The following is a 20,898-nucleotide window of genomic DNA, read 5'->3' on the forward strand; positions in this document are numbered from 1 at the left end:
GGAAAAAGTGCTGTATTCCTACAACACTTTCCCCAAAGTCCTGTCAACCGACTTATTATTAAACTTCTTTATAATCTCCGTCTACAACATCGCTGTCCTGGTAAGAAGCTCCTTCTCCTGCTGCTCCCATGTCAGGACCTGCTCCTGCTCCAGCCTGGGACTGTGCCTGCTCATAAACCTTTGCAAACAATGCCTGTGCGCTGTTCATCAGTTTTTCACGGCCTGCCTTAATATCTTCGATCTGGGCATCTGTCATATCTTCCAGTGGTGCTCTGTTAATCGCTTCTTTCAATGCATTTAAGTCAGCCTCAACTGTTGCTTTATCTGTATCTGCGATCTTATCTCCGACTTCCTGCAGAGCTTTCTCTGTCTGGAATACCATGGAGTCCGCATCGTTTCTTGCATCAATGCCTTCCTTGCGTTTCTTATCCTGAGCCTCATATTCAGCTGCTTCTCTTACAGCCTTATCAATGTCGGAATCAGACATGTTGGATCCGGAAGTAATGGTGATATGCTGCTCTTTGCCTGTTCCCAGATCTTTTGCAGAAACATTAACAATACCGTTGGCATCAATATCAAAGGTAACCTCGATCTGAGGAACGCCTCTTCTTGCTGGTGGAATTCCATCCAGACGGAACTGTCCGAGTGTCTTGTTGTCTCTTGCGAACTGTCTTTCGCCCTGTACGACATGAATGTCAACTGCTGTCTGATTATCTGCTGCAGTAGAGAAAACCTGGCTCTTCTTTGTAGGAATTGTTGTATTTCTCTCGATCAGTCTGGTAGCCACACCGCCCATTGTCTCGATGGATAAGGAAAGGGGTGTTACGTCAAGAAGAAGGATATCGCCTGCGCCTGCATCGCCTGCAAGCTTACCGCCCTGGATGCATGCACCGATGGCTACACACTCATCCGGGTTTAATGACTTGGAAGGCTCTTTGCCTGTCAGCTGTTTTACTTTCTCCTGAGCTGCCAGCATACGGGTGGATCCGCCGACTAAAAGTACTTTTCCAAGTTCTGCTGCTGTCATTCCTGCGTCTTTTAAAGCGCTCTGTACCGGAACTGCGGTACGCTCGATTAAATCCAGTGTGAGTTCGTCAAATTTTGCTCTGGTTAAGTTCATATCCAGATGCTTCGGACCTTCTGCTGTTGCTGTAATGAAAGGTAAGTTGATGTTTGTGGTTGTGGAAGAGGATAATTCCTTCTTTGCCTTTTCAGCAGCTTCTTTTAATCTCTGCATAGCCATCTTGTCACCGGATAAGTCTACGCCTTCTGCCTTTTTGAATTCATCCACCATCCACTGTGTCAGACGATTGTCGAAATCATCTCCGCCTAAGTGGGTATCGCCGTTGGTGGAAAGTACTTCAATAACGCCGTCACCGATTTCAATGTTGGAAACGTCGAATGTACCGCCTCCTAAATCGTATACCATGATCTTCTGTTCTTTTTCATTATCAAGACCGTATGCAAGCGCTGCTGCAGTCGGCTCGTTGATAATACGTTTTACATCAAGACCTGCAATTTTTCCTGCATCCTTGGTTGCCTGACGCTGTGCATCATTAAAATAAGCCGGTACGGTAATAACTGCTTCCGTAACCTTTTCTCCTAAATAAGCCTCTGCATCTGCTTTTAATTTCTGAAGAATCATGGCAGAAATTTCCTGAGGGCTGTAATTCTTTCCATCGATGGTTACTTTATAATCAGTTCCCATATGTCTCTTGATGGAAGAGATGGTGCGGTCTGCATTGGTTACTGCCTGACGTTTTGCAGGTTCACCAACCAGTCTTTCTCCGTTTTTAGTAAATGCAACAACAGACGGTGTTGTTCTTACACCTTCGCTGTTAGGGATAACAACTGGCTTACCGCCTTCCATAACGGCTACACAGCTGTTTGTTGTTCCTAAGTCAATTCCAATGATCTTACCCATAGTTTTTTCCTCCTATTTTATAAACAAAATTGTGAGAGTTTCTGATTTATTTTATTAATTAGCTACCTGAACCATGGAGTGTCTTACCACGGTATCCCGATAGGTGTAACCTTTTTGAAGCTCCTGGGAAACTACGTTCTCACCAAGAGAATCATCTTCCACATGCATAACCGCATTGTGGTAGTTTGGGTCAAAGGGCATTCCAACCGCTTCTATCGGCTTAACCCCTGCCTCTTCCAGTGTTTTCATCAGCTGTTTATAGATCTTCTCCATTCCGTCGGCGAAGGGTGATTCCTTTTCTTCTTCCGGAATTGCTGCGAGGCCCCGTTCGAAATTATCAACTATGGGAAGGATTCTCTCTATGATGTCCTTTGCCCCGATTTCAAACATGGCAGATTTTTCTTTTTCGGTGCGTTTTCTAAAATTATCAAATTCAGCCATGGATCTTTGAAGACGGTCTGTGAGTTCCTCTATCTTCTCGTCCTTTGGATCCTTCTTTTCTTTCTTTTTACCGAAGAAGCCTTTTTTACCCGGTTCTTCTTTTGCAGCATCCTCAGACTCTGTCATCTCATCTGATTCCTGTGAAGCTTCTTCATTACAGCCGCAAGTTTCTTTTATCTCTTTCTCAGAGGAAACGGCATCTTCCTGATTCACCGTTTCTTCTGCCAGATTCTCATCTGCTTTCACATCTTCCATGCTCAATATTCTACCCTTCACCTTTCATCTTTTTTCAAAATGGTATCCAGCTGGGTCATTAAGTTCCTCAGCGTATTGAGTACCTTTTCATAATCCATTCGCTTGGGGCCGATAATGCCGATGGTTCCTCTTAAGCCTTCCCCAAGTTCATAGTTAGCGGTGACAATGCTGCAGTCCTTCATCGTCTGAACAGGTGCTTCATCTCCGATGTACACCTGGATTCCGGAGCTGCTTTCCGAATTGTTAACATCATCCACCAGTTCCTGGAGAAGTTCCTTCTGTTCCAGCGCACCAATTAACTGACTTGCTTTTTCTCCGTCACTTAACTCAGGGTATTTAAAAATGTTGGTTGCACCGCTGGTATAAATCTGAAGATCTTCGTCATCGGCTCTTATGGCTGCCGCCACCTCCGATAAAACCCGGTCAACCACTTCACTGTGGGGACCTGCCTGGGTCTTCAGTCTGCTGATCACTTCTAAGTTAATTTCTTCTATTGAAAGCCCGTTTAAAGCATTATTTAAAAGAATGTTAAGATTCAAAAGTCCTTCGTCGTTCAGTTCCGAACGAATAGGGATTATGGTATTCTTTATGATATTGCCTTCCACCACAATTACCACAAGCAGCTTTCCCTCATCAACCTTGGACAGCTGGATAAACTTTAACTTGTTATGATGATACTGGGGCGCACTGATCATGGCTGCATAGTTGGTATTCTGGGCAAGCAGCTTAGCCACCTGTTTGAGGAGAAGCTCTACCCGGTCCACACGCTTTAACATTAAATCCTTAATCTCTGTAAACTCATCTTCCTTTTCCTGAAGAATTGTATTCACGTAGAAGCGGTATCCCTTATCGGATGGAATCCTTCCTGCAGAAGTATGGGGCTGCATAATATAACCCATCTCTTCCAGATCAGACATCTCATTGCGGATGGTGGCGGAACTTAAATTCAAGTCCGTATATTTTGAAATCGTACGGGAACCTACCGGTTCTCCTGTTTCCAGATAAGTCTTAATAATTGCTTTTAAAATAATGATCTTCCGCTCATCAAGCTGATCCTTATCATCCAAACTGCCACGCTCCTTTCAGAGATATTTGTTAGCACTCAACGTTTAGGAGTGCTAACATCTTCTTTTCATAATATATTCTTTTTTTCTACATTTGTCAATACATTCCTGAAAATTTTTAGATGAAGTTTTTGTTACCTGCATGTACATTTTATATCAATTTTCTATCAAATATTACAAAGCCTGTGACATTTTTTTCTTGACTTTTAACACTTTTGTAATATAATGGTAATTGATACACCATAACAACACGATTGCGAGGTAAATCATGAATAGTTTTTCAAGACGAATTCGGGTCACCGGATTTCTGACACTCCTTTGTATTCTGCTGTTATCCACCACTGCAATGGCTGCCCAGACAGCTGATAGCCAAAGTACAGCTAACCAACAGTCCTGGAGTGTTGAAACGGATAACCAAATGAAAAAGAACAGTACCGGAACGGTTGCTACTGCAAGCGAAGCCACGATGAGTGACGAGGTAGGACCGGGCATAGAGAAGAAAGTACAGCCACAGCCAGAAGAAAAAGCACCCACAGGTCCTGTTTACGAAAGAGGCGCATCTCTCGGAATATTCTCTGCAACAGCCTACTGCCCCAGCAGCTCAGGAAGACAGCAGAAGACTTACTCCGGCACAATCCCACAGCCGCTGCACACACTGTCTGCAGATCTTACTGTTCTGCCACTTGGAACAAAAGTCATGATTGACGGAGTTATTTATACTGTAGAAGATACCGGAAGCGGTATCAGAGGAAAAAAAGTGGATATCTATTTTGGAAGCCGCGGTGAAGCTCTGGCTTTTGGAAGACAGTCTATAGAGATATTTGCTGTAGTAGAGAGATAATAAAAACCATCCATATATACTGCCGGAAAGCGGAAGAATCGCTTTCCGGCAGTTTTTTTATGCAGTTAAAGGTATGGGGGGACGAAATCGCTATAAAAACTTGACAATTATGGAAAAAAGTGTAAAATAATTACTTGTACCTCATTTATTACAAATGTGTTACATATATTTATATTATATTAAATTGTATGTACTTTTTGTAAAAAAGAAAGGAAGGAATTATTACATGATAAGAACAAAGAAAATCCAATGGTTCCTCGGAACATTACTAATGATAGCATTACTTACAGCAGCACCCACCCATGTTCTTGCGGGACAGACTCCGGGAATTATAGACGGTGCAGATGAAACCAGTGTCAGGGGCTGGGCATGGAACAGCTCTGATCCGTCATCTTCTGAAGAGGTGAAAGTCACCATTACCAGCCAGACAACCGGAACTGTTGTAGGCGAGCTGACCACTTCTGCCTCGAAATACCGAAAGGACCTGGCAGACCAGGGCACGGGCACAGGAAATTACGGCTTTGAAGTATCTGTACCCTGGAGCAGCTACGGCGACGGCTCTTATCTTGTAGAAGCTTATGCCGGCGGACAGAAACTTTCCGGTTCCAGAGTATACGGCGTTGGTTCCTTTGCTTCGGCGACAGGTCTCCGTTCCCTTGGGATTTTCAGGACCACCGCCTACTGCCCCTGCAGAAGCTGTTCAGGAAGATGGGGAGGACGCACCAGCACCGGTACGGTTGCAACGGCAGGACATACCATTTCCGTTGATCCCAGAGTGATTCCTTATGGAAGCCGTCTCATGATCGGTGGAGTGATTTATACGGCGGAGGACTGCGGAAGCGGTGTAAAAGGCAATCACATCGATATCTTCTTCAATACCCATGGAGAGACGCGGGCTTATGGAACCAGAAATATGGAGGTTTTTCTGGTTCAGTAACAAAATCCCTGATGACGGTACAAAAAAATGGTCTGCAAAGAGAGAATGAATTCCTGCTCTCCCTGCAGACCCTTCTGTTATATTAAAAACTGGCTCATAACGTAGTTGCTGATATCAATTCCCCGTTCCGTCAGCCGGTAGAATCCTTCCTTCATTTCCAGCAGGCCTTCCCGCTCCAGCTTATCAAGAACCGGTCCATACACATGGCGTATATTCTGGCCGAAGCTGCTGACAAATCCGTGAGCAGATACCCCCTCTATCAGACGGAGTCCTAAAAACATATACTCCTCCATCTTTTCTTCCATAGTAAGCCGTTCAAACTCCTGCCTTAAAAGCTTGTCAAATTCATCTTTTCTTTCAAATCCGCCATTTTTATATTTCTGATAACTGGCTGTATTGTGAAAACGGCAGCCATTCATATAGGAAGAAGAACCAAGTCCCAGACCTAAGTATTCGGTTCCCGTCCAGTAGCCGATATTATGCCTGCACTCATAACCCTTTCTGGAATAATTGGATATTTCGTACCGCTCATATCCCTGTTCTTTTAAAAACTCTCTGGTCAGGTAATACATTTCCCTCTCCATGTCCTCATCAGGGAGGTCAGGAAGAGACATGAGACGCCGCCGTTCCTCTCTTGACATGGAATCATTGTCCATTTCCACATGCTCTCCGTAACGGTCATAAAAAGGAGTACCTTCCTCTACAATGAGGCTGTAAGCAGATATGTGCTCAGGCTTTAACATGGTAACCTTCTTTAAGGTGTTCTTCCATGATTCCACCGTCTGACCCGGAATGGCCGAAATCAAATCCACATTTACATTGTCAAATCCCGCCATGCGGACTCTCTGGTAGCTTTTTAAGAATTCATCGTAGGTGTGTATTCTGCCCAGATAGCTCAGTTCCTTATCATCTGCGGATTGAAGTCCCATACTGATCCGGTTTACTCCCGCACTTTTGTACTGAGCAAGTGCCTCTGCAGTTACCGTTCCCGGATTGGCTTCCAATGTAATTTCCGCCTCCGGATGAATATCAAACTGACTGTTTAAGGCTGTGAGAATCGCAGTCATCTGATTTATTTCCAGAATAGAGGGCGTCCCGCCCCCGATAAAAATACTGATGATCTGATATTCTCCGGCATATGCACTCTGGTATTTTATCTCTTCCAGCAGCTTTAGCGTATATTCCTGCTGCATCTGTCTGTTTCCTGGAAATGATATGAAATCACAGTAAGCGCATTTACGTGCACAAAACGGAATATGCACATAAATCTCCAAATTTTTTTTATTCATCATCTAATTTCAGTACGCTCATAAATGCCTTCTGCGGTATCTCAACGTTACCGACCTGGCGCATACGTTTTTTACCTTCTTTCTGCTTTTCAAGAAGTTTCTTCTTACGTGAAATATCACCGCCGTAGCATTTGGCAAGTACATCTTTTCTCATGGCTTTTACTGTCTCACGGGCAATGATCTTGCCGCCGATGGCTGCCTGAATGGGAATTTCAAAGAGCTGTCTGGGGATTTCATCCTTAAGCTTCTCACACATTCTTCTGCCGCGCTCATAGGCGGACTCCGCATGAACGATAAAGGAAAGGGCATCCACTTCTTCTTTGTTGACTAAAATGTCCAGTTTCACTAATTCAGACTTCTCATATCCTTTCAGCTCGTAGTCAAAGGAAGCATAACCTCTCGAACGGGATTTGAGCGCATCAAAGAAATCATAGATAATTTCATTCAGCGGAAGCTCATATTTCAACAATGCTCTGGTAGCTTCCATATATTCCATTCCAAGATAAATCCCCCGGCGTTCCTGACAAAGCTTCATAATGGCTCCTACAAACTCAGTAGTTACCATAATCTCTGCACTGACAATGGGTTCCTCCATATATTCAATCTCAGTAGGATCAGGCAGATTAGAGGGATTTGTCAGTTCCAGCTTCTCCCCGTTCTTTTTGTATACATGATAGACTACACCAGGAGCGGTGGTCACAAGATCTAAATTGTATTCCCGCTCGAGACGCTCCTGAATCACCTCCAGGTGAAGAAGTCCTAAAAATCCGCAACGGAAACCAAAGCCAAGGGCGAGAGAAGTCTCCGGTTCAAAGAATAAAGAAGCGTCGTTGAGCTGAAGCTTCTCTAACGCATCACGCAGGTCATTATAGCGGGCTCCGTCTGACGGATACAAACCGCAGTACACCATAGAGGTTACTTTTTTATATCCTGGCAGAGCTGATTTGCATGGTCTGTCTGCATGGGTAATGGTATCGCCTACTGCTGTATCCTTCACGTTCTTGATGCTGGCGGTTAAATATCCAACCATACCGGCAGATAATTCTTCACAGGGTAAAAACTGGCCTGCACCAAAATAACCGACTTCCACCACCTCTTCCACTGCACCGGTGGCCATCATGCGTACTTTATCCCCTCTTCGTACCGTTCCTTCCTTAACACGGAAAAATACGATGACACCCTTGTAGGAATCGTAAAGGGAATCAAAGATCAGGGCCTGGAGCGGAGCATCCGGATCGCCGGCAGGAGCCGGAATTTTCTCAACAATTGCTTCCAGCACAGCTTCTACATTCAGTCCGGTCTTGGCTGAGATTCTGGGTGCATCATGGGCCTCAAGGCCAATAACATCTTCAATCTCCTCAACCACTCGTTCCGGCTCTGCACTGGGAAGGTCAATTTTATTCAGGACCGGAAATACATCCAGATCATGGTCCAGTGCCATATAAACGTTTGCAAGTGTCTGGGCCTCAATTCCCTGGGAGGCATCCACTACCAAAACAGCGCCGTCACACGCTGCCAGACTTCTTGAAACCTCATAATTAAAGTCAACATGACCCGGTGTATCAATCATGTTAAATATATATTCCTGTCCGTCATTTGCCTTATAAACAGTACGAACTGCCTGGGCCTTGATGGTAATTCCACGCTCCCGTTCAAGATCCATGTTATCAAGGACCTGCGCCTGCATCTCTCTGCTGGTAAGAAGCCCTGTTTTCTCTATAATCCGGTCTGCTAGTGTCGATTTTCCATGATCAATATGTGCAATAATGCAAAAATTACGTATTCTATTCTGCTGGGCAGCTGCCATAAAGTATAATCCTCTTTTCTGATGTTTCTAATGTCTTCAAATATACCATTAAAATTACCGGTTGTCCACCGGGAAGCGTTGAATTACCTTAATCATATTACTATTTTCGCTTGCAAATACAGTAATTATGTACACAAAAGACTCAAAGCTGGATAAACCTGATAAATAACAGGCTCCCAGCTTTTTTAGTTACCAATATGTTCTTTATTTAATTCCCTTTTAAGACCATATCCAAAACCTCTGACAGCGGTTCCATTGCATTTAATGCCTCCTGATAGGAATTGGTCTGGGCACCTACTTCAATTAAGGAAGACCTTGCCCTTAAATGCTGGTTATAACGAAGTCCTTTTATGTAAATTTTACGGGTGAGACCGGGAAAATAGGCTGCGCTGTCCAGCTGCATCTGAAAGCTGAAGGCAAGATTCTTCTCTCTGTAAGGATTTGGCAGATACTCAATGGGGCCTTCCGGAGTCTGACAGACTCCGTTAAAAAACATAATAGGCGCAGTCATTTTTCCATTGACTTTATTGACCATATGCAGATCACTGTTTACTCCATCCCGGTGGATATCCAAAATAACTTCTATAGAAGGGTTTTCCTGGAGAATTTTTGTAATGCCGTCGAGAGCGTAGGTATAGGCTTTGTTTCTGTCCAGTTTTCCATTTTGCAAGTCATATACGGAAGTGTCATGGATGACGTTATAACCCTTATCCGTTAATAGCTTTGTCAGATAGGTTCCGATTCCCACTACGGTTGCTTCTTTATTATTCTGGGTCCTGAAATCAGAATATTCTTCCTGGGAATGGGTGTGGTAGATTAGAATCTGAGGCTTGTCATTTCCTCCTTCCAGAGTAAATTTCTCTGAAAGGAACTGATCGGCTTTCATCAGATCCCGCCCTGCAGTCGTGGAGGTATGAACACTGTAAAAATGCTTCATCATATAATCATAATCTGCCAGCTGTTCCTTTCGGTATGTGGTTCCCACAATCGGCCAGATACTGCTTGACGCACAGGTCATTGCAGATTTTCCTGTACCCACAGGACCGGGCTGCTGTATCTCCTGGCTCACCTCCTGTTTTGGCGTTTGTGCTGCTGCCTGGCTTTCCTGTGTCTCCGGCTGAATCTTATGTGCCCCGGCATTTACGCTTCCGTCTTCCCCGCTCTCTTCTCCTCCATCATATAGAAGAAAGCTGTGCTCTTCATAGAACTTCCCGCTTTCTAAATAACTCCTGTATGCCGGATCGTTTTCTCCGTAATAATCAGCTGTTGTGTTACTTTTACCCGTATAACGGGATAAGGGGGAATGGCTGAAGAAAAAACTGCAAAAAAGGCTTCCGAAAGAGTCTTTCTGATAAAGCGATTTCCCATCTTCCCCCTCCTGGTCCCAGACGGCAGCAGGATACTGGTATCGCCAGATAAAGGAGGCGCTGTCTGCAGCTCCCTCTCCAATCCAGTTTTGTATGTCCTTTAAATCCAGTCTGCCTGCCGCCTGAGAAGCTTCTTTCAAACTTAAAAAAACGGCCAGAATCAGGCTTACTGCAATCATTAATTTTTTAATTAACCGGTTCAATCGTTCACTGCTCTGTTTCATAGCCGCCTTCCTGCATTCTTGATTCATAATATACTATGCAGAAAGCCGGCTGTTTACTACGAAACTTCCTGTCCCAGAAATGTCATATGGATTCCCTCTGAGATGGTGAAACTCAATTCTTTCACAGTTTCGTCAATATCGGGAGGAGTCACATAAAGTGGTCCGAACTCCGGCTCTAAAAGTTCCCGTATGAGATCATACTGCTCATCAGAATTAAGATTTTCCATAAAATCTCCCATACCCTTGGTCTCCATATTTTCTGACAAAGCTTTGATTAAGGTTCTGACTGTATCGTGAACGATGGCCGCAGCGCCTACTACGGTGGGTACGCCAATCGCCATAACCGGTACCCCTAAGCTTTCCTTTGTTAAGCTGTGTCGGTGATTTCCCACCCCGGAACCTGGATGGATTCCGGTATCCGTAAGCTGTATAGTGGTTCCAAGACGTTTTACACTTCTTGCAGCCAGAGCATCAATTGCAATAATGAGATCCGGTTTTGTTTCTTTAATAATTCCTTTTAATATTTCGGCTGTTTCCATTCCGGTCTGAGCCATTACACCAGGAGCAATTCCACTGATCACCGGCATGGTTTTTCCCCGCCAGAAATCTTCCCCATACTGAACTTTTAAATGCCTGGTGACCTGAAGGTTTTTCAGAACTCTCGGCCCTAAAGAGTCCGGAGTTACGGAAGAATTCCCAAGTCCTGCCACCAATACGTGAAAATCCGGTTTTCTGAAATCTTTTCCTTCCAGCAGCTTGGAGATCTGGGCTGAAAGCTCTTCGGACACCTCCCTGTGATAATCCTCATCTTTTAAAGACAGCTGGTCTGCTTCCAGGGTGATATAGGTTCCAATGGGCTTTCCCATGGCTTTTGATCCTTTTTCATCAAGTATTTTTACCTCAGTCATTTTAATGCGGCTGTCGGACCGGTGCCATTCCCGCAATGATACTCCTGATATTTCCCCTCCGTCACCGGGAAAGCTTTCTTTTTCCTCAACAGCAAGGTCTGTACGAACTTCAAATGTGTTTTCCATTTCTTCCTCCTTTCCAGCATTTCTAAGGTATTTTCTGCAAAAAAGCAGGAATTATGTATTGACATATGTACTGAAATTCGCTAAAATATAAAAGTATGTTTACATTGAACTGTCCGTGTCCAGGCTTTGATGCAAAACAAAGAATAAATCATATAACATTTTATTGGAGGTGTACAGATTGGCTAACATTAAATCTGCAAAGAAAAGAATCTTAGTTAACGAAACTAAGGCTGCTAGAAACAAAGCAATCAGATCCAAAGTGAAAACATCCATTAAGAAAGTGGAAGTTGCTATTAATGCCGGTGACAAGGCTGCTGCACAGGCATCATTAGTAAATGCTATTACAGAGATCGACAAAGCTGCTACCAAAGGCGTATATCATAAGAATAACGCTTCCAGAAAAGTATCCAGAATCTCTAAAGCTGTTAACGCAATGGCTTAATTCATAAACGATATTTATCCCATTCAGACTAACCCGCTGAATGGGATTTTTTGGTTTGGCGGAATCTCATTTTATTGGATCCCGCCAGGTTTTTACAGGATTTGAAATGCACCGTTTTTATTCGTCTTAAGGCTCAGCTCTCCTTCATACATACTGCCGTCAGACGTTAACCGGTAAAGCTCTCCTTTCCAGATTACCCACTGGTCTTTTGCCATTTTTCCGGTACTGTCTAAATAATACCATTTTCCATCACTTCCGGTCTTCCACGTATCTTTTACCATATATCCGGCTTCGTCAAACCAGTACCAGGTTTCTCCGTCCTGATACCAGGCGTTTTTCACATAATCTTCTGTATTACCCAAATAAAATCTCCAGCTATTTTCATCTTCCACCCATCCGGATTTTACTTCCGCTGCTGATAAAAGAGAATCTTTAAAATCATCCCATGTATGGCTGGTGTGGTTATATACATATGGATTGGGACAGATTTTACCGGTCACATCGTAGTGCCGGATTACGTGATCTTCGGTGACTGCGTATTGTTCCATCAGTTGTTTGGTCAGTTGTTTTGCTGAAGCGACTGTGGCATCTTCAAAATACCAGTCTCTGCTGGTATCAGACTGGCTGCCTTTGTTTCTGACACATAGTTCAATGCCGATACTGTTGCTGTTGCGGCATTCCGGATGGATGTAGGTCTTGGCTCCGCAGTGCCATGCGATATTTTTCTCCTCTACGGACTGCCAGATCTCTCCGGAAAATCCAACAAAGTAGTGGGCGCTGGCGCCTACATACCGGGAAGCATAGTACTTGCAGTTTGCCTCTGCCCCTCCCAGCGCTCCTACATAATGAATGACGATATATTTAATACGGCTTAGTTCGCCGTTGCTGTAATTGTATGGGGTCAGAAGTTTATTTATTTCCACTCAAATCCCCTCCCTTCTTCCCGAGAATCCCATGTCATCTGCATCAAAGGATTCACGGAAGCGTTCGATTTCTGTATAATCGGAATCTTTTAGATTTTCCTGTATTCCAAGTAGTTCTATGTGGGTCATGTCTTTTGTTGATTCACTTTTTACCATAGATATCACCTTGTCCCTTTTTATTAATATATGACGGAATGTTGAATGGTGTACCGCTTATATACAGGTTTGTCTCTGAAAAGTACTGCTGAAAAATTTTTATTTTGATGGCTGTGATTTTTGATTTAACAAATCAATTGCCTTTGTTAAAACTGCCGGTAGAGGAATTCCCATTAGCCCGGCATTTTCTACTATGGATATAAGCTCATTCGCCATAAAACCGATAACTACGGTATCTCTAATGTATGTAGTTCCAATTGACAAATCAAGACGATGAGCAATTAGAACAAAAAGTAAAGTCATGGATTTTCTGCACAGACCTTTCCAGCCCGCTTTTGATTCTAATGTTCCTGTCTCTGTCTTTTTACTGTTATGAAAAATAGCGGCTACTGCAATTCCGGATATAAAGTCAATTGCCATAAATAAAATTAAAGTGGCAATTCCTGTATCCCAGCCGCCAAATAACGTTGTGATGATGCTTCCGACTATGCCGGTTAAGGTACATATGGTGTTTTTCATATTGCTTCTCCTCAATTTAGATATATATTTTAAAAATAACATATATCCATTATTCTATATAATTATTTATAATTTAGACACTTTTATAAGAAATACTAAGTCTTATAGCTTCAGTTCTTACTACATTAAGATGGACTCTAACTTTTGATGGAGATAAGACTTGTACGCTTGTAACATACCCCTCGCTGAATGCGTCATAATCACCATTCATAGCAATTACGCAAGGATTTGCTGTATCTAATGTTCCTGCAATAACAACATCCACATAATTATTACCATTAGGATTAACAACATACGTCATAAACTTTATATTTTCTAAATCACTTTTTGTAGCATATGGTATCCAATTATCCAACCAGTTACCATTAAAAATACTTCTGTGCCATACTCTTGTACAATTAGTTCCATATTCATGATAAAGCACTTGTGTACGATAGCCATTTGTTCCTCGTAATATTTGTATATATCCTTCTGCGAAAGAAGACCGTACATCAGAAGGTGCATCAGGGGGTATATATGTATTAACGGCAAATGTATCTTTTTTATTTTCTCTGTTTGCATTTACAAAATCTAAAATAGTTCCAGATTTTATATCAGTATTTTTTCCTAAATCATTATTCAATTGGTTAAATAAATCAAACAACGTCTTCCCATACCTCGCATCAAGAGCATATCCTCCCGCAGTCGTACTCCCATTATTCACCAACTTCCCCACTGTGATGATACCAGTCTTAAAGTTATTAAAATCCTGTATAAACTTCCTGACTTTCCCAAAAAACTGTCTGGAAGTTTCCCCCTCTTCCGGAATAGGAAATTCAGATGAAACAGAATCCAGTGATTGAATTTTAGTATCTGAGATATCACCTTCAGCCGATACTTTTGAATTCCAGTTCTTTTTTTCTCCATCGGAAACAAACCGATTCGCCCCATCCGTTTCAATATCCGATGCACGCCCTGAAAATGCGATATCCTTCATTTCAGAGAACCATTTCTTTATTTTGCCATGAGTTAACGATAAGGTTTCCCCTGACTCAAGATTTTCCCGTAACACCTCTTCTTCAAATGCGGTAACTGTTTGCGAGGAATCTCCTGTTGTATCCAGTTTTTTTTGTTCCAGATTCATAAGTTCCTCATCAATTGAATCCAATGTCCGGTTGTACTCATTTATATCATAGAAATCGTCTTCCCCTGGTTTGGGAAATTTATAATTCTTCGTTTCATTTTCCATTATTAAGCACCTCGTTTCGTATATGACCGTGTGTCCACGCTGCTAATTGCCCGTGAGTATAATGTTTCAGCAGTCCTTGTTGATTATAAAGAAGATCTAAATCTAACACCATGTTGCAGGGAGTAAATTCTTCCAGCAGTGCAGCCACTTCTGAAAAGCTCCGTTTACGCTTCAATGCAACACGTACAATAATTATTTTTTGCGGTTTTATTTCCATGAAAAAGCCATCATCCCCACAGAGCATTGACAATTTTTTTCTTAAAGTTGCCCTGGTATAAGGAATCATCCGATTCCATTTTGATAAAACTTTAAAACGCCTGTCCTCCAGCGTGTCACCACTTTGTGGGTATACCCTGATCATTGTTTCATAGCGTTTTATATTCCGTTCATCGGAGCTGTTTATAAACTGATTATTAAAAAGTACATCTGTCTCATCTTCCATAATCTGAATTTCAGGCTGGATTACCTTCTGAATCACACTCATTTCCATGTACTCTCGCAGAAAATCAGGAATATAAGACAATAAATCAACTTCACGAATCAATTTCCACCCCTCCATTAACCGGTATCTGATAGGGATTTAACTCCAGGTTTACCGGTTCTCCGTTTATTTTTGTGTTTTTAATATCATAGATTCCCTCTATTGATAAAATTTTAGATTCCAATTGGGAAATTCTAACTATACAGCCATAATCGCCCATACTCTCCCAGGAAGTTCTGATTTCTTTTAAATAATCTTCTACCGCCTTATTAATCAGTTCTTTTAGTGCCTCCAACGTGTAGTTTTCATTAATTTCTAAAGCAGTATTGATCTGTATGGGTACTGCTTCAGCTGATACAACAGTAACCCTATGATCAATAGGTGCCAGACCATCTCCACTAGCCGTTTCTGCTGGATCAATGACATTTTGTACCGTCTGTACCAATAAATCCGACGCCTTGTTGCAGTCGGAATCCAATATGGTCAATTTTACTGTAGATGGGCCATCCCATGCCCTGGTAACTTTAGTTGCACCAACTCCTGCAATTCCATTTGTTTTTTCAATATAATCCTGTTTATTTCCCCCATACGATTTTTTCTCAAAAGAATCAAAATAATTTTTCCGAAATACCTCCGTATCCACAGCATTTTCCCCAGGAATAAGAAGTTCTGTTATTTCCATAGAAGTAAGACCGGAAATATTCTGAACCGGAATCAGCCTGCCAAACTGATGATTTCCCTCTTCTCCGGCTTTTTCACAGACTACCTGAAATATACCGTTACCCATACTTTCTGAAACAGTATAGTAATATGTGCCCTGGCGGAACCGTTCCCCCTTTTTTATAAGAATTGTATCAGGAACTGCTATTGCCTTTAATACTGCTCTGGTAGCTTCCGTCGGCTGCAGTCCCCGTTCTGCCGCTCTGCGGATCAGATTCTCCCTGGAGGCCGTCTGGGCAAATGTTTCTTTTAATATAGTATCAAACTCTATGTATACAATCTGCATTTCAGCTGCTGCCGCAGAAAGTGCTGTATAAATCAAAGATCCTTCCCGTTTATCCAGTCCATTTGGAACACGGTCCATCATCCTCTTTAATATCACTTCATATGTCATATTTTCATACATCAGGTATTCACCTCCTTCTCTATCCTGAAGTCACCAAATATGGAGTTGACTGTAAATGTTACGTGAAGATTTTTTACTTTCATTTCAAATTCAAAATGATCCACGTTCTGTATGCGGTCGTCCTGGAGAAGTGCTTCACGGATTCTCTTCTTTATTTTTGTCTTTACTAATCCAGAGTGTTTACCAAATAAATGATTAAGCTCAGTTCCATAATTCCAGCTGTAAATCAGCCACTCAAACCGCTCTGTATTTAAAATACAATAAACTGCCTGTTTTACTGCATCTAAACCATCCACACTTCCATTTATCCGCTTATTTTTTATATCCAGATAAAATGTTGTTGATGGCTGCTGTATTATTTTAAAATCCTGCTGCAATATATTGCCCGTTACCGGAATCATTCTACTCCCCCTTTCTTACCACTTTCCAATGGCCACAAATTGCTGACCTCCTTTTTTCTGGATTAACAGCACATGATCTCCCGATTTTAATGTGTTTTTTACCGTAACTGCGACTTCTCCTATTCCAGGAATATCCATTATTTCCGTATGCTCCATAAATTGCTCTGTCAACAGTATCTGATTCCGGTTTAATATGGTCTTTTGACTGATTTGAATTTCAACCGGATATTCTTTTACAACTGTACCAGCTATTACATCACAAGGATCTGTCGCTTCCATTGCCTGAAATACAATTTTTTTTATATTATCTACCCAAATAGTATCAGCCACTTATTTTTGCTCCTCTCAATGTCAAATCCATTGTATGTATCCCTCCCGCTATCTTATGGGTAACAGATTCAATGATAAGGTAATTTTTAAGACCAATATCATTGACATTTAATATTACAGGAATCAGACAGCCTGCTCTTACACGGATATCCCCAAATGCATCTTTAATTGTTAAGGTTCTTGAGGGTCTATTATATAAATTCAGATATCTTTCCGCGATTGACTGGGCATCTACTCCTTTTTCAATTGATTCATCTTTTTGAAGAATTCCCCATTTATTAATGGATTCGGAATTTTTTGTCATAAAAATTTCTCTCTTTTTACTGTCAGAATCATCGTAATAGAGCTTGATCTGATTATAAGTATTGCTGTCAATACTTACCTTATAGTCATAATCCTGAGCTGTCGTATCATCTATTTGAGTATCAAGTATCATACTCTCCATATTTTTTAAGGCCAGTTTACCTGCTTCATCATAAAATGTGTATATCTGACCGAGACGGATCATGGTAAGGTCCAAGTTGTTCAGAATAATATCAAACAGGGTCTTGTCCTTTTCATTTCTGGAGAATGTTATCCCTGTATCTTCCAATTCACCAACGTTCAAATGATAATCCTGTGCAATCATTCGAATCAGTTCACCTGCTGATAAATTAGTGTAATTGTAGGAGTCTTTATTTTTTAAGTAGCGAAGCTGGTCATAAGCGGTGACCTTCATCTTTCCATCATGATTCCAGCTCCGTTCAAAAATAAATCCGAAAAATACTGATTTTCCATCAACGTCAAGACGTATTGCATTACCCTCTTCAATCACAAGATTGCTGTCCGGTATCAGTGAAAAGGAACACTTACCAGGTTGGCCTCTTCGCTGAAGTACCCAGGTAATGGATCCTTCCACCACAGGTTCATATACAGTCTGACCGTTTTGTATATATAAATGTGCCTCCAATTCCTTCCTCCCTTTACGGTATAATCAGAACCTGCCCCGGATAGATAAGATTCGGATTCTTGATTTTATCCTGATTTAACTGATAAATTTCCTGCCAACGGTTACCATTTCCAAGTTGTTTTTTTGAGATTGACCACAGACAGTCTCCTTTTGCCACTGTATAATTTTTTTGAGTCTGCGGCTCTCCCTGCCTCTTTGTACCATCTTGTGAAGAATCCGTCTCCTGTTTGTCATCTACAATGGTGAAGTTCATAATTTTAGTACCATAGTGTTTATATTCCTTCATGGAAAGAGAAACTTTCACATCAAGTCCCTCTCCCACATCATCACTCACCTGATATTCTTCAAGCGTTACATCCATACTGTTATCAAACAGACTTTCTCCAGATGGTCCCTGACGAATTATTATGAATTCAAATGGTCTCTTGCTTTTCTTTAATTGACCAAGCCTTTCTAAAAAATCTTCTGCGTTGTCAATACTTCCATCCCATACTGCACAGGGGTAATCCATCTGCGGAATTATAATATCAAGGCTTATATCTGCCAGACCAGATGGTTTAATTAAATTTATCTCTTCTCCATTGATTAAACTTACCGTTTGATTTTGACCATTATATTTAACCGGGATTTTTTCAGGCGGCAGGGGAAGCAACATATCATCAATATATATTTCATAAGACATATCAACCCACTCCTTCCGCTGCAGATGCTAAGATCTCACCAGTAACATCAGATAGTCTGCGGTTTAATTCATCAAAATCGGTAATATTTTTTATGGTATTATTATTATTTACATCCACCTTCAGTTCTGCAAGAGTAAAACGGTTGATAATCTCCTGCTCTGCTGCATCCCGCATATATTTTAATTCCTCATCTACAACATCCATAGAATCTGCCATGGCGGCTGTACTCATTGCCGTATCACCTGTATTTCTGATAATGTTTTCATTTGAATCCAGTTTGTTATCTGTGTTTTCTATAGGATCCTGCTGCTTTAAAAAAGTTTTGAAGTTCTCAAATTTGTCTTTAGCACCCGCTTCCATATTTGTTCCTATTTTATTACCTGCCTGGAATTTATCAGTATAATCCATATGTTGGAGATTGAATTTTTTACCTAAATCCATAGTTTCAAACTCTTTTTTATATTTACCGTTTCCATGTTCTTTTGCAAATTTATCAGTAAAGTCAGAAATACCCTCTCTCCAAACCGATACTGTTGCTTCCATTTTAGTGCCGAAAACCAAATCCAGAGCTTTCGCTAACTTTTGAATGAGTCCCAGAACCTGATCTGCAAAATCTGCAAATAGATGCACCGCTGCTCCAATTGGATCCCGGAACACATTTGCTATAAAATTTGCCATTATAATAAATGGATTTAACATAAATTCAACTATTCCAAAAACCAGTTCAGCCATAGCCATCAGTATATTGCCTATAGCTGCTAATGCCATGTAGAACACTCCAACAATGATTCCTGTTGCACTATACGAAGTTCCGGCAAATTGATTCACTGCGGCTACTCCGGCATAAAACAGAGCGATTAACATAATGATCAGTATTATGATCCAAGTCAGAGGACAAGCTGCAAGAGCCGCATTTAAACCTTCCGCTGCAATTGTTTGTGCTGTAGTAGCTGCTACTTGCGCCCAGCTGCAAACCGTGTTCCAGGCAGTTGCAGCTGCACTCCCAATCATCGTCAACCAACCAACTCCCAAAACTGCATTGTAAACAACCAACGCTGCAATAATCCCCAGGATAACAGGCTGTAAAACGGACCATGATTCTGCAATGTAATTTCCAATCTCACCAGCAACCAAACCAATTACACCAAATATACCACTTATATTTTCCACATCCCCCTGCAATCCTGATGTAAAATCATGGATGCTTTTTGTTACAAAATCTACCACTCCGCCAATTGGTCCGGCTAATCCAACATTTATTGTTTTTGCAAGCGAGCTGAGAGCACTTGCCGCATCATCATACTTTGTCCTGTTTAACTCCTCCAGATGGCTCTTTGTCAACTCTACGGATCCACTTAAATCAGTAAGTGCCGTCACTCCATCGCTTCCAATATTTCCCCATGCTTCTCCAAACAACTGTACACCGGCCAGATTCCTGTTAACCGGATCTTCCATGTTGTTTAAGGCGTTCATTGTCTGCTGGAATGCCTGCTTTGCTGTTTCTCCCCCACCTCTGAATGCTTCCGCCATTTTGTTTGCGTCAAGTCCCAGAGCAGAGAATCCCTGACTGGAATCTTTTCCTCCGCTGACTGCCCGTTTTGAGAATTCGCTGACTGCATCTCCAAGTGAATCAACAGATATTCCTCCGTTTTCAGCACCATTAATCATAGCCTGGAACATTTCATCACCTCCAAGACCGAGACTTTTAAATCTGGCTGAATACTGATTAATTGTCTCCAGCAAATCACCGTTTTTATTAAGCCCTGCCTGAGTTCCCTGAATAATCAGATCAAATGCTTCCGCACCGGAGATTCCAAACTGCTGCTCTAACATTCCTGCAGATTTTATACTGTCTGTCAGACCATACCCAAACGTATCCTGCATCAGCAGTCCTGCACGGGTTATCTGCTCTAATCCATTTCCAGTCTGTCCTGTAAGCTGATTAACTGCAGACAGACTTTGGGCTGCCGAGTCCAGACTGGGGCTTAAATTATCAATGTAGAGATTGGATGTACTTTTTTCTGCTGCTTTCAGTTCTGGTCCCTGTAATCCAGTTCTGGTCTGAATAAGATTACCAGCAGCTTTCTTATCATTCGCCTGGTTAAAAATCTCCATTGCACTGGTGTTGATTCCCATTTTCTTTGCACCAGATACCACTTTTCCCCAGGCATTTTTTAGCTTCTCCAGTTCTTTTGTGTTCTCACTTGCGCTCTGTGTTAGCTGATCTTGTTGATTCTTCACTTTATACACAGATTCTTCTACCCTGTCATACTGGATACGAATCCCCGATAGAGAAGATTCCCACATCTGCATTCCCGGTAATGCCAGTGCATTAGATGAAGCCATCTGTAAGCTGCGCATCAGACCGGCGGTAATCTTTATAGAATTGCTGACTCTTTGCAGTACAGGAGTCGCTCCATCCGTAATCTGTATCGAGTTTTCTGCTGTTGCCACACCACTGCCTCCTTCCCTTTATT

The 20,898-nt window shown here is 41.9% G+C and carries 21 protein-coding genes; 3 read left to right on the top strand and 18 right to left on the bottom strand.

The window, feature by feature from the left end; all coding sequences use genetic code 11:
• Positions 1-58: 58 nt before the first annotated feature.
• From dnaK to hrcA, 3 genes are read right to left on the bottom strand one after another with little or no spacing between them, the layout of a single operon-like run.
• Positions 59-1,924: a molecular chaperone DnaK gene (dnaK, locus tag V7D18_RS15165; RefSeq protein WP_426155289.1), complete on the bottom strand. Its 1,866-nt coding sequence runs from the start codon at positions 1,922-1,924 to the stop codon at positions 59-61.
• Positions 1,925-1,978: 54 nt separating this feature from the next.
• A complete protein-coding gene (gene grpE / locus V7D18_RS15170; RefSeq protein WP_426155290.1) occupies positions 1,979-2,620 on the bottom strand; it encodes a nucleotide exchange factor GrpE in 642 nt (213 codons plus the stop codon).
• A 17-nt stretch (positions 2,621-2,637) separates the two neighbouring features.
• A complete protein-coding gene (gene hrcA, locus V7D18_RS15175) occupies positions 2,638-3,687 on the bottom strand; it encodes a heat-inducible transcriptional repressor HrcA (protein WP_426155291.1) in 1,050 nt (349 codons plus the stop codon).
• A 265-nt stretch (positions 3,688-3,952) separates the two neighbouring features.
• On the opposite strand from hrcA, the gene V7D18_RS15180 reads away from it, so the two are divergent.
• Positions 3,953-4,525: a 3D domain-containing protein gene (locus V7D18_RS15180; RefSeq protein WP_426155293.1), complete on the top strand. Its 573-nt coding sequence runs from the start codon at positions 3,953-3,955 to the stop codon at positions 4,523-4,525.
• 226 nt (positions 4,526-4,751) lie between these two features.
• Positions 4,752-5,462 carry a 3D domain-containing protein gene (locus tag V7D18_RS15185; RefSeq protein ID WP_426155295.1) on the top strand — a complete coding sequence of 237 codons (711 nt, stop codon included), beginning with the start codon at positions 4,752-4,754 and terminating at the stop codon, positions 5,460-5,462.
• A gap of 77 nt (positions 5,463-5,539) precedes the next feature.
• Here the strand turns inward: V7D18_RS15185 and hemW are convergent, their stop codons facing one another.
• The 4 genes from hemW to gpr form a co-directional block, all read right to left on the bottom strand.
• The gene (hemW, locus tag V7D18_RS15190; protein ID WP_426155297.1) at positions 5,540-6,754 is read right to left on the bottom strand and encodes a radical SAM family heme chaperone HemW; all 1,215 of its coding nucleotides are present in this window, start codon (positions 6,752-6,754) and stop codon (positions 5,540-5,542) included.
• Positions 6,744-8,558, bottom strand: a complete 1,815-nt coding sequence (gene lepA, locus V7D18_RS15195; RefSeq protein WP_426155298.1) for a translation elongation factor 4 — start codon at positions 8,556-8,558, stop codon at positions 6,744-6,746. Before lepA ends, hemW begins: the two co-directional genes overlap by 11 nt.
• A gap of 208 nt (positions 8,559-8,766) precedes the next feature.
• The gene (spoIIP, locus tag V7D18_RS15200) at positions 8,767-10,149 is read right to left on the bottom strand and encodes a stage II sporulation protein P (RefSeq protein WP_426155300.1); all 1,383 of its coding nucleotides are present in this window, start codon (positions 10,147-10,149) and stop codon (positions 8,767-8,769) included.
• A 56-nt stretch (positions 10,150-10,205) separates the two neighbouring features.
• Positions 10,206-11,183 carry a GPR endopeptidase gene (gpr, locus tag V7D18_RS15205; RefSeq protein WP_426155302.1) on the bottom strand — a complete coding sequence of 326 codons (978 nt, stop codon included), beginning with the start codon at positions 11,181-11,183 and terminating at the stop codon, positions 10,206-10,208.
• Positions 11,184-11,361: 178 nt separating this feature from the next.
• On the opposite strand from gpr, the gene rpsT reads away from it, so the two are divergent.
• The gene (gene rpsT, locus V7D18_RS15210; protein WP_314458548.1) at positions 11,362-11,625 is read left to right on the top strand and encodes a 30S ribosomal protein S20; all 264 of its coding nucleotides are present in this window, start codon (positions 11,362-11,364) and stop codon (positions 11,623-11,625) included.
• A 92-nt stretch (positions 11,626-11,717) separates the two neighbouring features.
• On the opposite strand, the gene V7D18_RS15215 is transcribed toward rpsT, so the two are convergent.
• The 11 genes from V7D18_RS15215 to V7D18_RS15265 form a co-directional block, all read right to left on the bottom strand.
• On the bottom strand, positions 11,718-12,548 hold the full coding sequence (locus tag V7D18_RS15215) for an N-acetylmuramoyl-L-alanine amidase (RefSeq protein ID WP_426155305.1): 831 nt from the start codon (positions 12,546-12,548) through the stop codon (positions 11,718-11,720).
• Positions 12,549-12,704 (bottom strand): hypothetical protein, encoded by a 156-nt coding sequence (locus V7D18_RS15220; RefSeq protein WP_426155307.1) that lies wholly within the window; start codon positions 12,702-12,704, stop codon positions 12,549-12,551.
• Between the two features lie 99 nt (positions 12,705-12,803).
• Complete coding sequence (locus tag V7D18_RS15225; protein WP_426155309.1) at positions 12,804-13,223, bottom strand: phage holin family protein; 420 nt, start codon at positions 13,221-13,223, stop codon at positions 12,804-12,806.
• 73 nt (positions 13,224-13,296) lie between these two features.
• Positions 13,297-14,451 (bottom strand): pyocin knob domain-containing protein, encoded by a 1,155-nt coding sequence (locus tag V7D18_RS15230; RefSeq protein WP_426155311.1) that lies wholly within the window; start codon positions 14,449-14,451, stop codon positions 13,297-13,299.
• The gene (locus V7D18_RS15235; protein WP_426155312.1) at positions 14,441-14,995 is read right to left on the bottom strand and encodes a putative phage tail protein; all 555 of its coding nucleotides are present in this window, start codon (positions 14,993-14,995) and stop codon (positions 14,441-14,443) included. Before V7D18_RS15235 ends, V7D18_RS15230 begins: the two co-directional genes overlap by 11 nt.
• Positions 14,985-16,058: a baseplate J/gp47 family protein gene (locus tag V7D18_RS15240; protein ID WP_426155314.1), complete on the bottom strand. Its 1,074-nt coding sequence runs from the start codon at positions 16,056-16,058 to the stop codon at positions 14,985-14,987. Before V7D18_RS15240 ends, V7D18_RS15235 begins: the two co-directional genes overlap by 11 nt.
• The gene (locus V7D18_RS15245; RefSeq protein ID WP_426155316.1) at positions 16,058-16,459 is read right to left on the bottom strand and encodes a DUF2634 domain-containing protein; all 402 of its coding nucleotides are present in this window, start codon (positions 16,457-16,459) and stop codon (positions 16,058-16,060) included. Before V7D18_RS15245 ends, V7D18_RS15240 begins: the two co-directional genes overlap by 1 nt.
• A 15-nt stretch (positions 16,460-16,474) precedes the next feature.
• A complete protein-coding gene (locus V7D18_RS15250) occupies positions 16,475-16,789 on the bottom strand; it encodes a DUF2577 domain-containing protein (RefSeq protein WP_426155318.1) in 315 nt (104 codons plus the stop codon).
• On the bottom strand, positions 16,782-17,738 hold the full coding sequence (locus tag V7D18_RS15255; protein WP_426155320.1) for an XkdQ/YqbQ family protein: 957 nt from the start codon (positions 17,736-17,738) through the stop codon (positions 16,782-16,784). The genes V7D18_RS15250 and V7D18_RS15255 overlap by 8 nt, the downstream gene beginning before the upstream one ends.
• A 13-nt stretch (positions 17,739-17,751) precedes the next feature.
• On the bottom strand, positions 17,752-18,420 hold the full coding sequence (locus V7D18_RS15260; protein WP_426155322.1) for a LysM peptidoglycan-binding domain-containing protein: 669 nt from the start codon (positions 18,418-18,420) through the stop codon (positions 17,752-17,754).
• 1 nt (position 18,421) lies between these two features.
• Entirely contained in the window at positions 18,422-20,875 is a 2,454-nt protein-coding gene (locus V7D18_RS15265) for a phage tail tape measure protein (protein WP_426155324.1), read from the bottom strand.
• Positions 20,876-20,898 lie beyond the last annotated feature (23 nt).

Origin of the sequence: Lacrimispora sp. 38-1 (genome assembly GCF_049890855.1) — a bacterium.
Taxonomy (GTDB): domain Bacteria; phylum Bacillota; class Clostridia; order Lachnospirales; family Lachnospiraceae; genus Lacrimispora.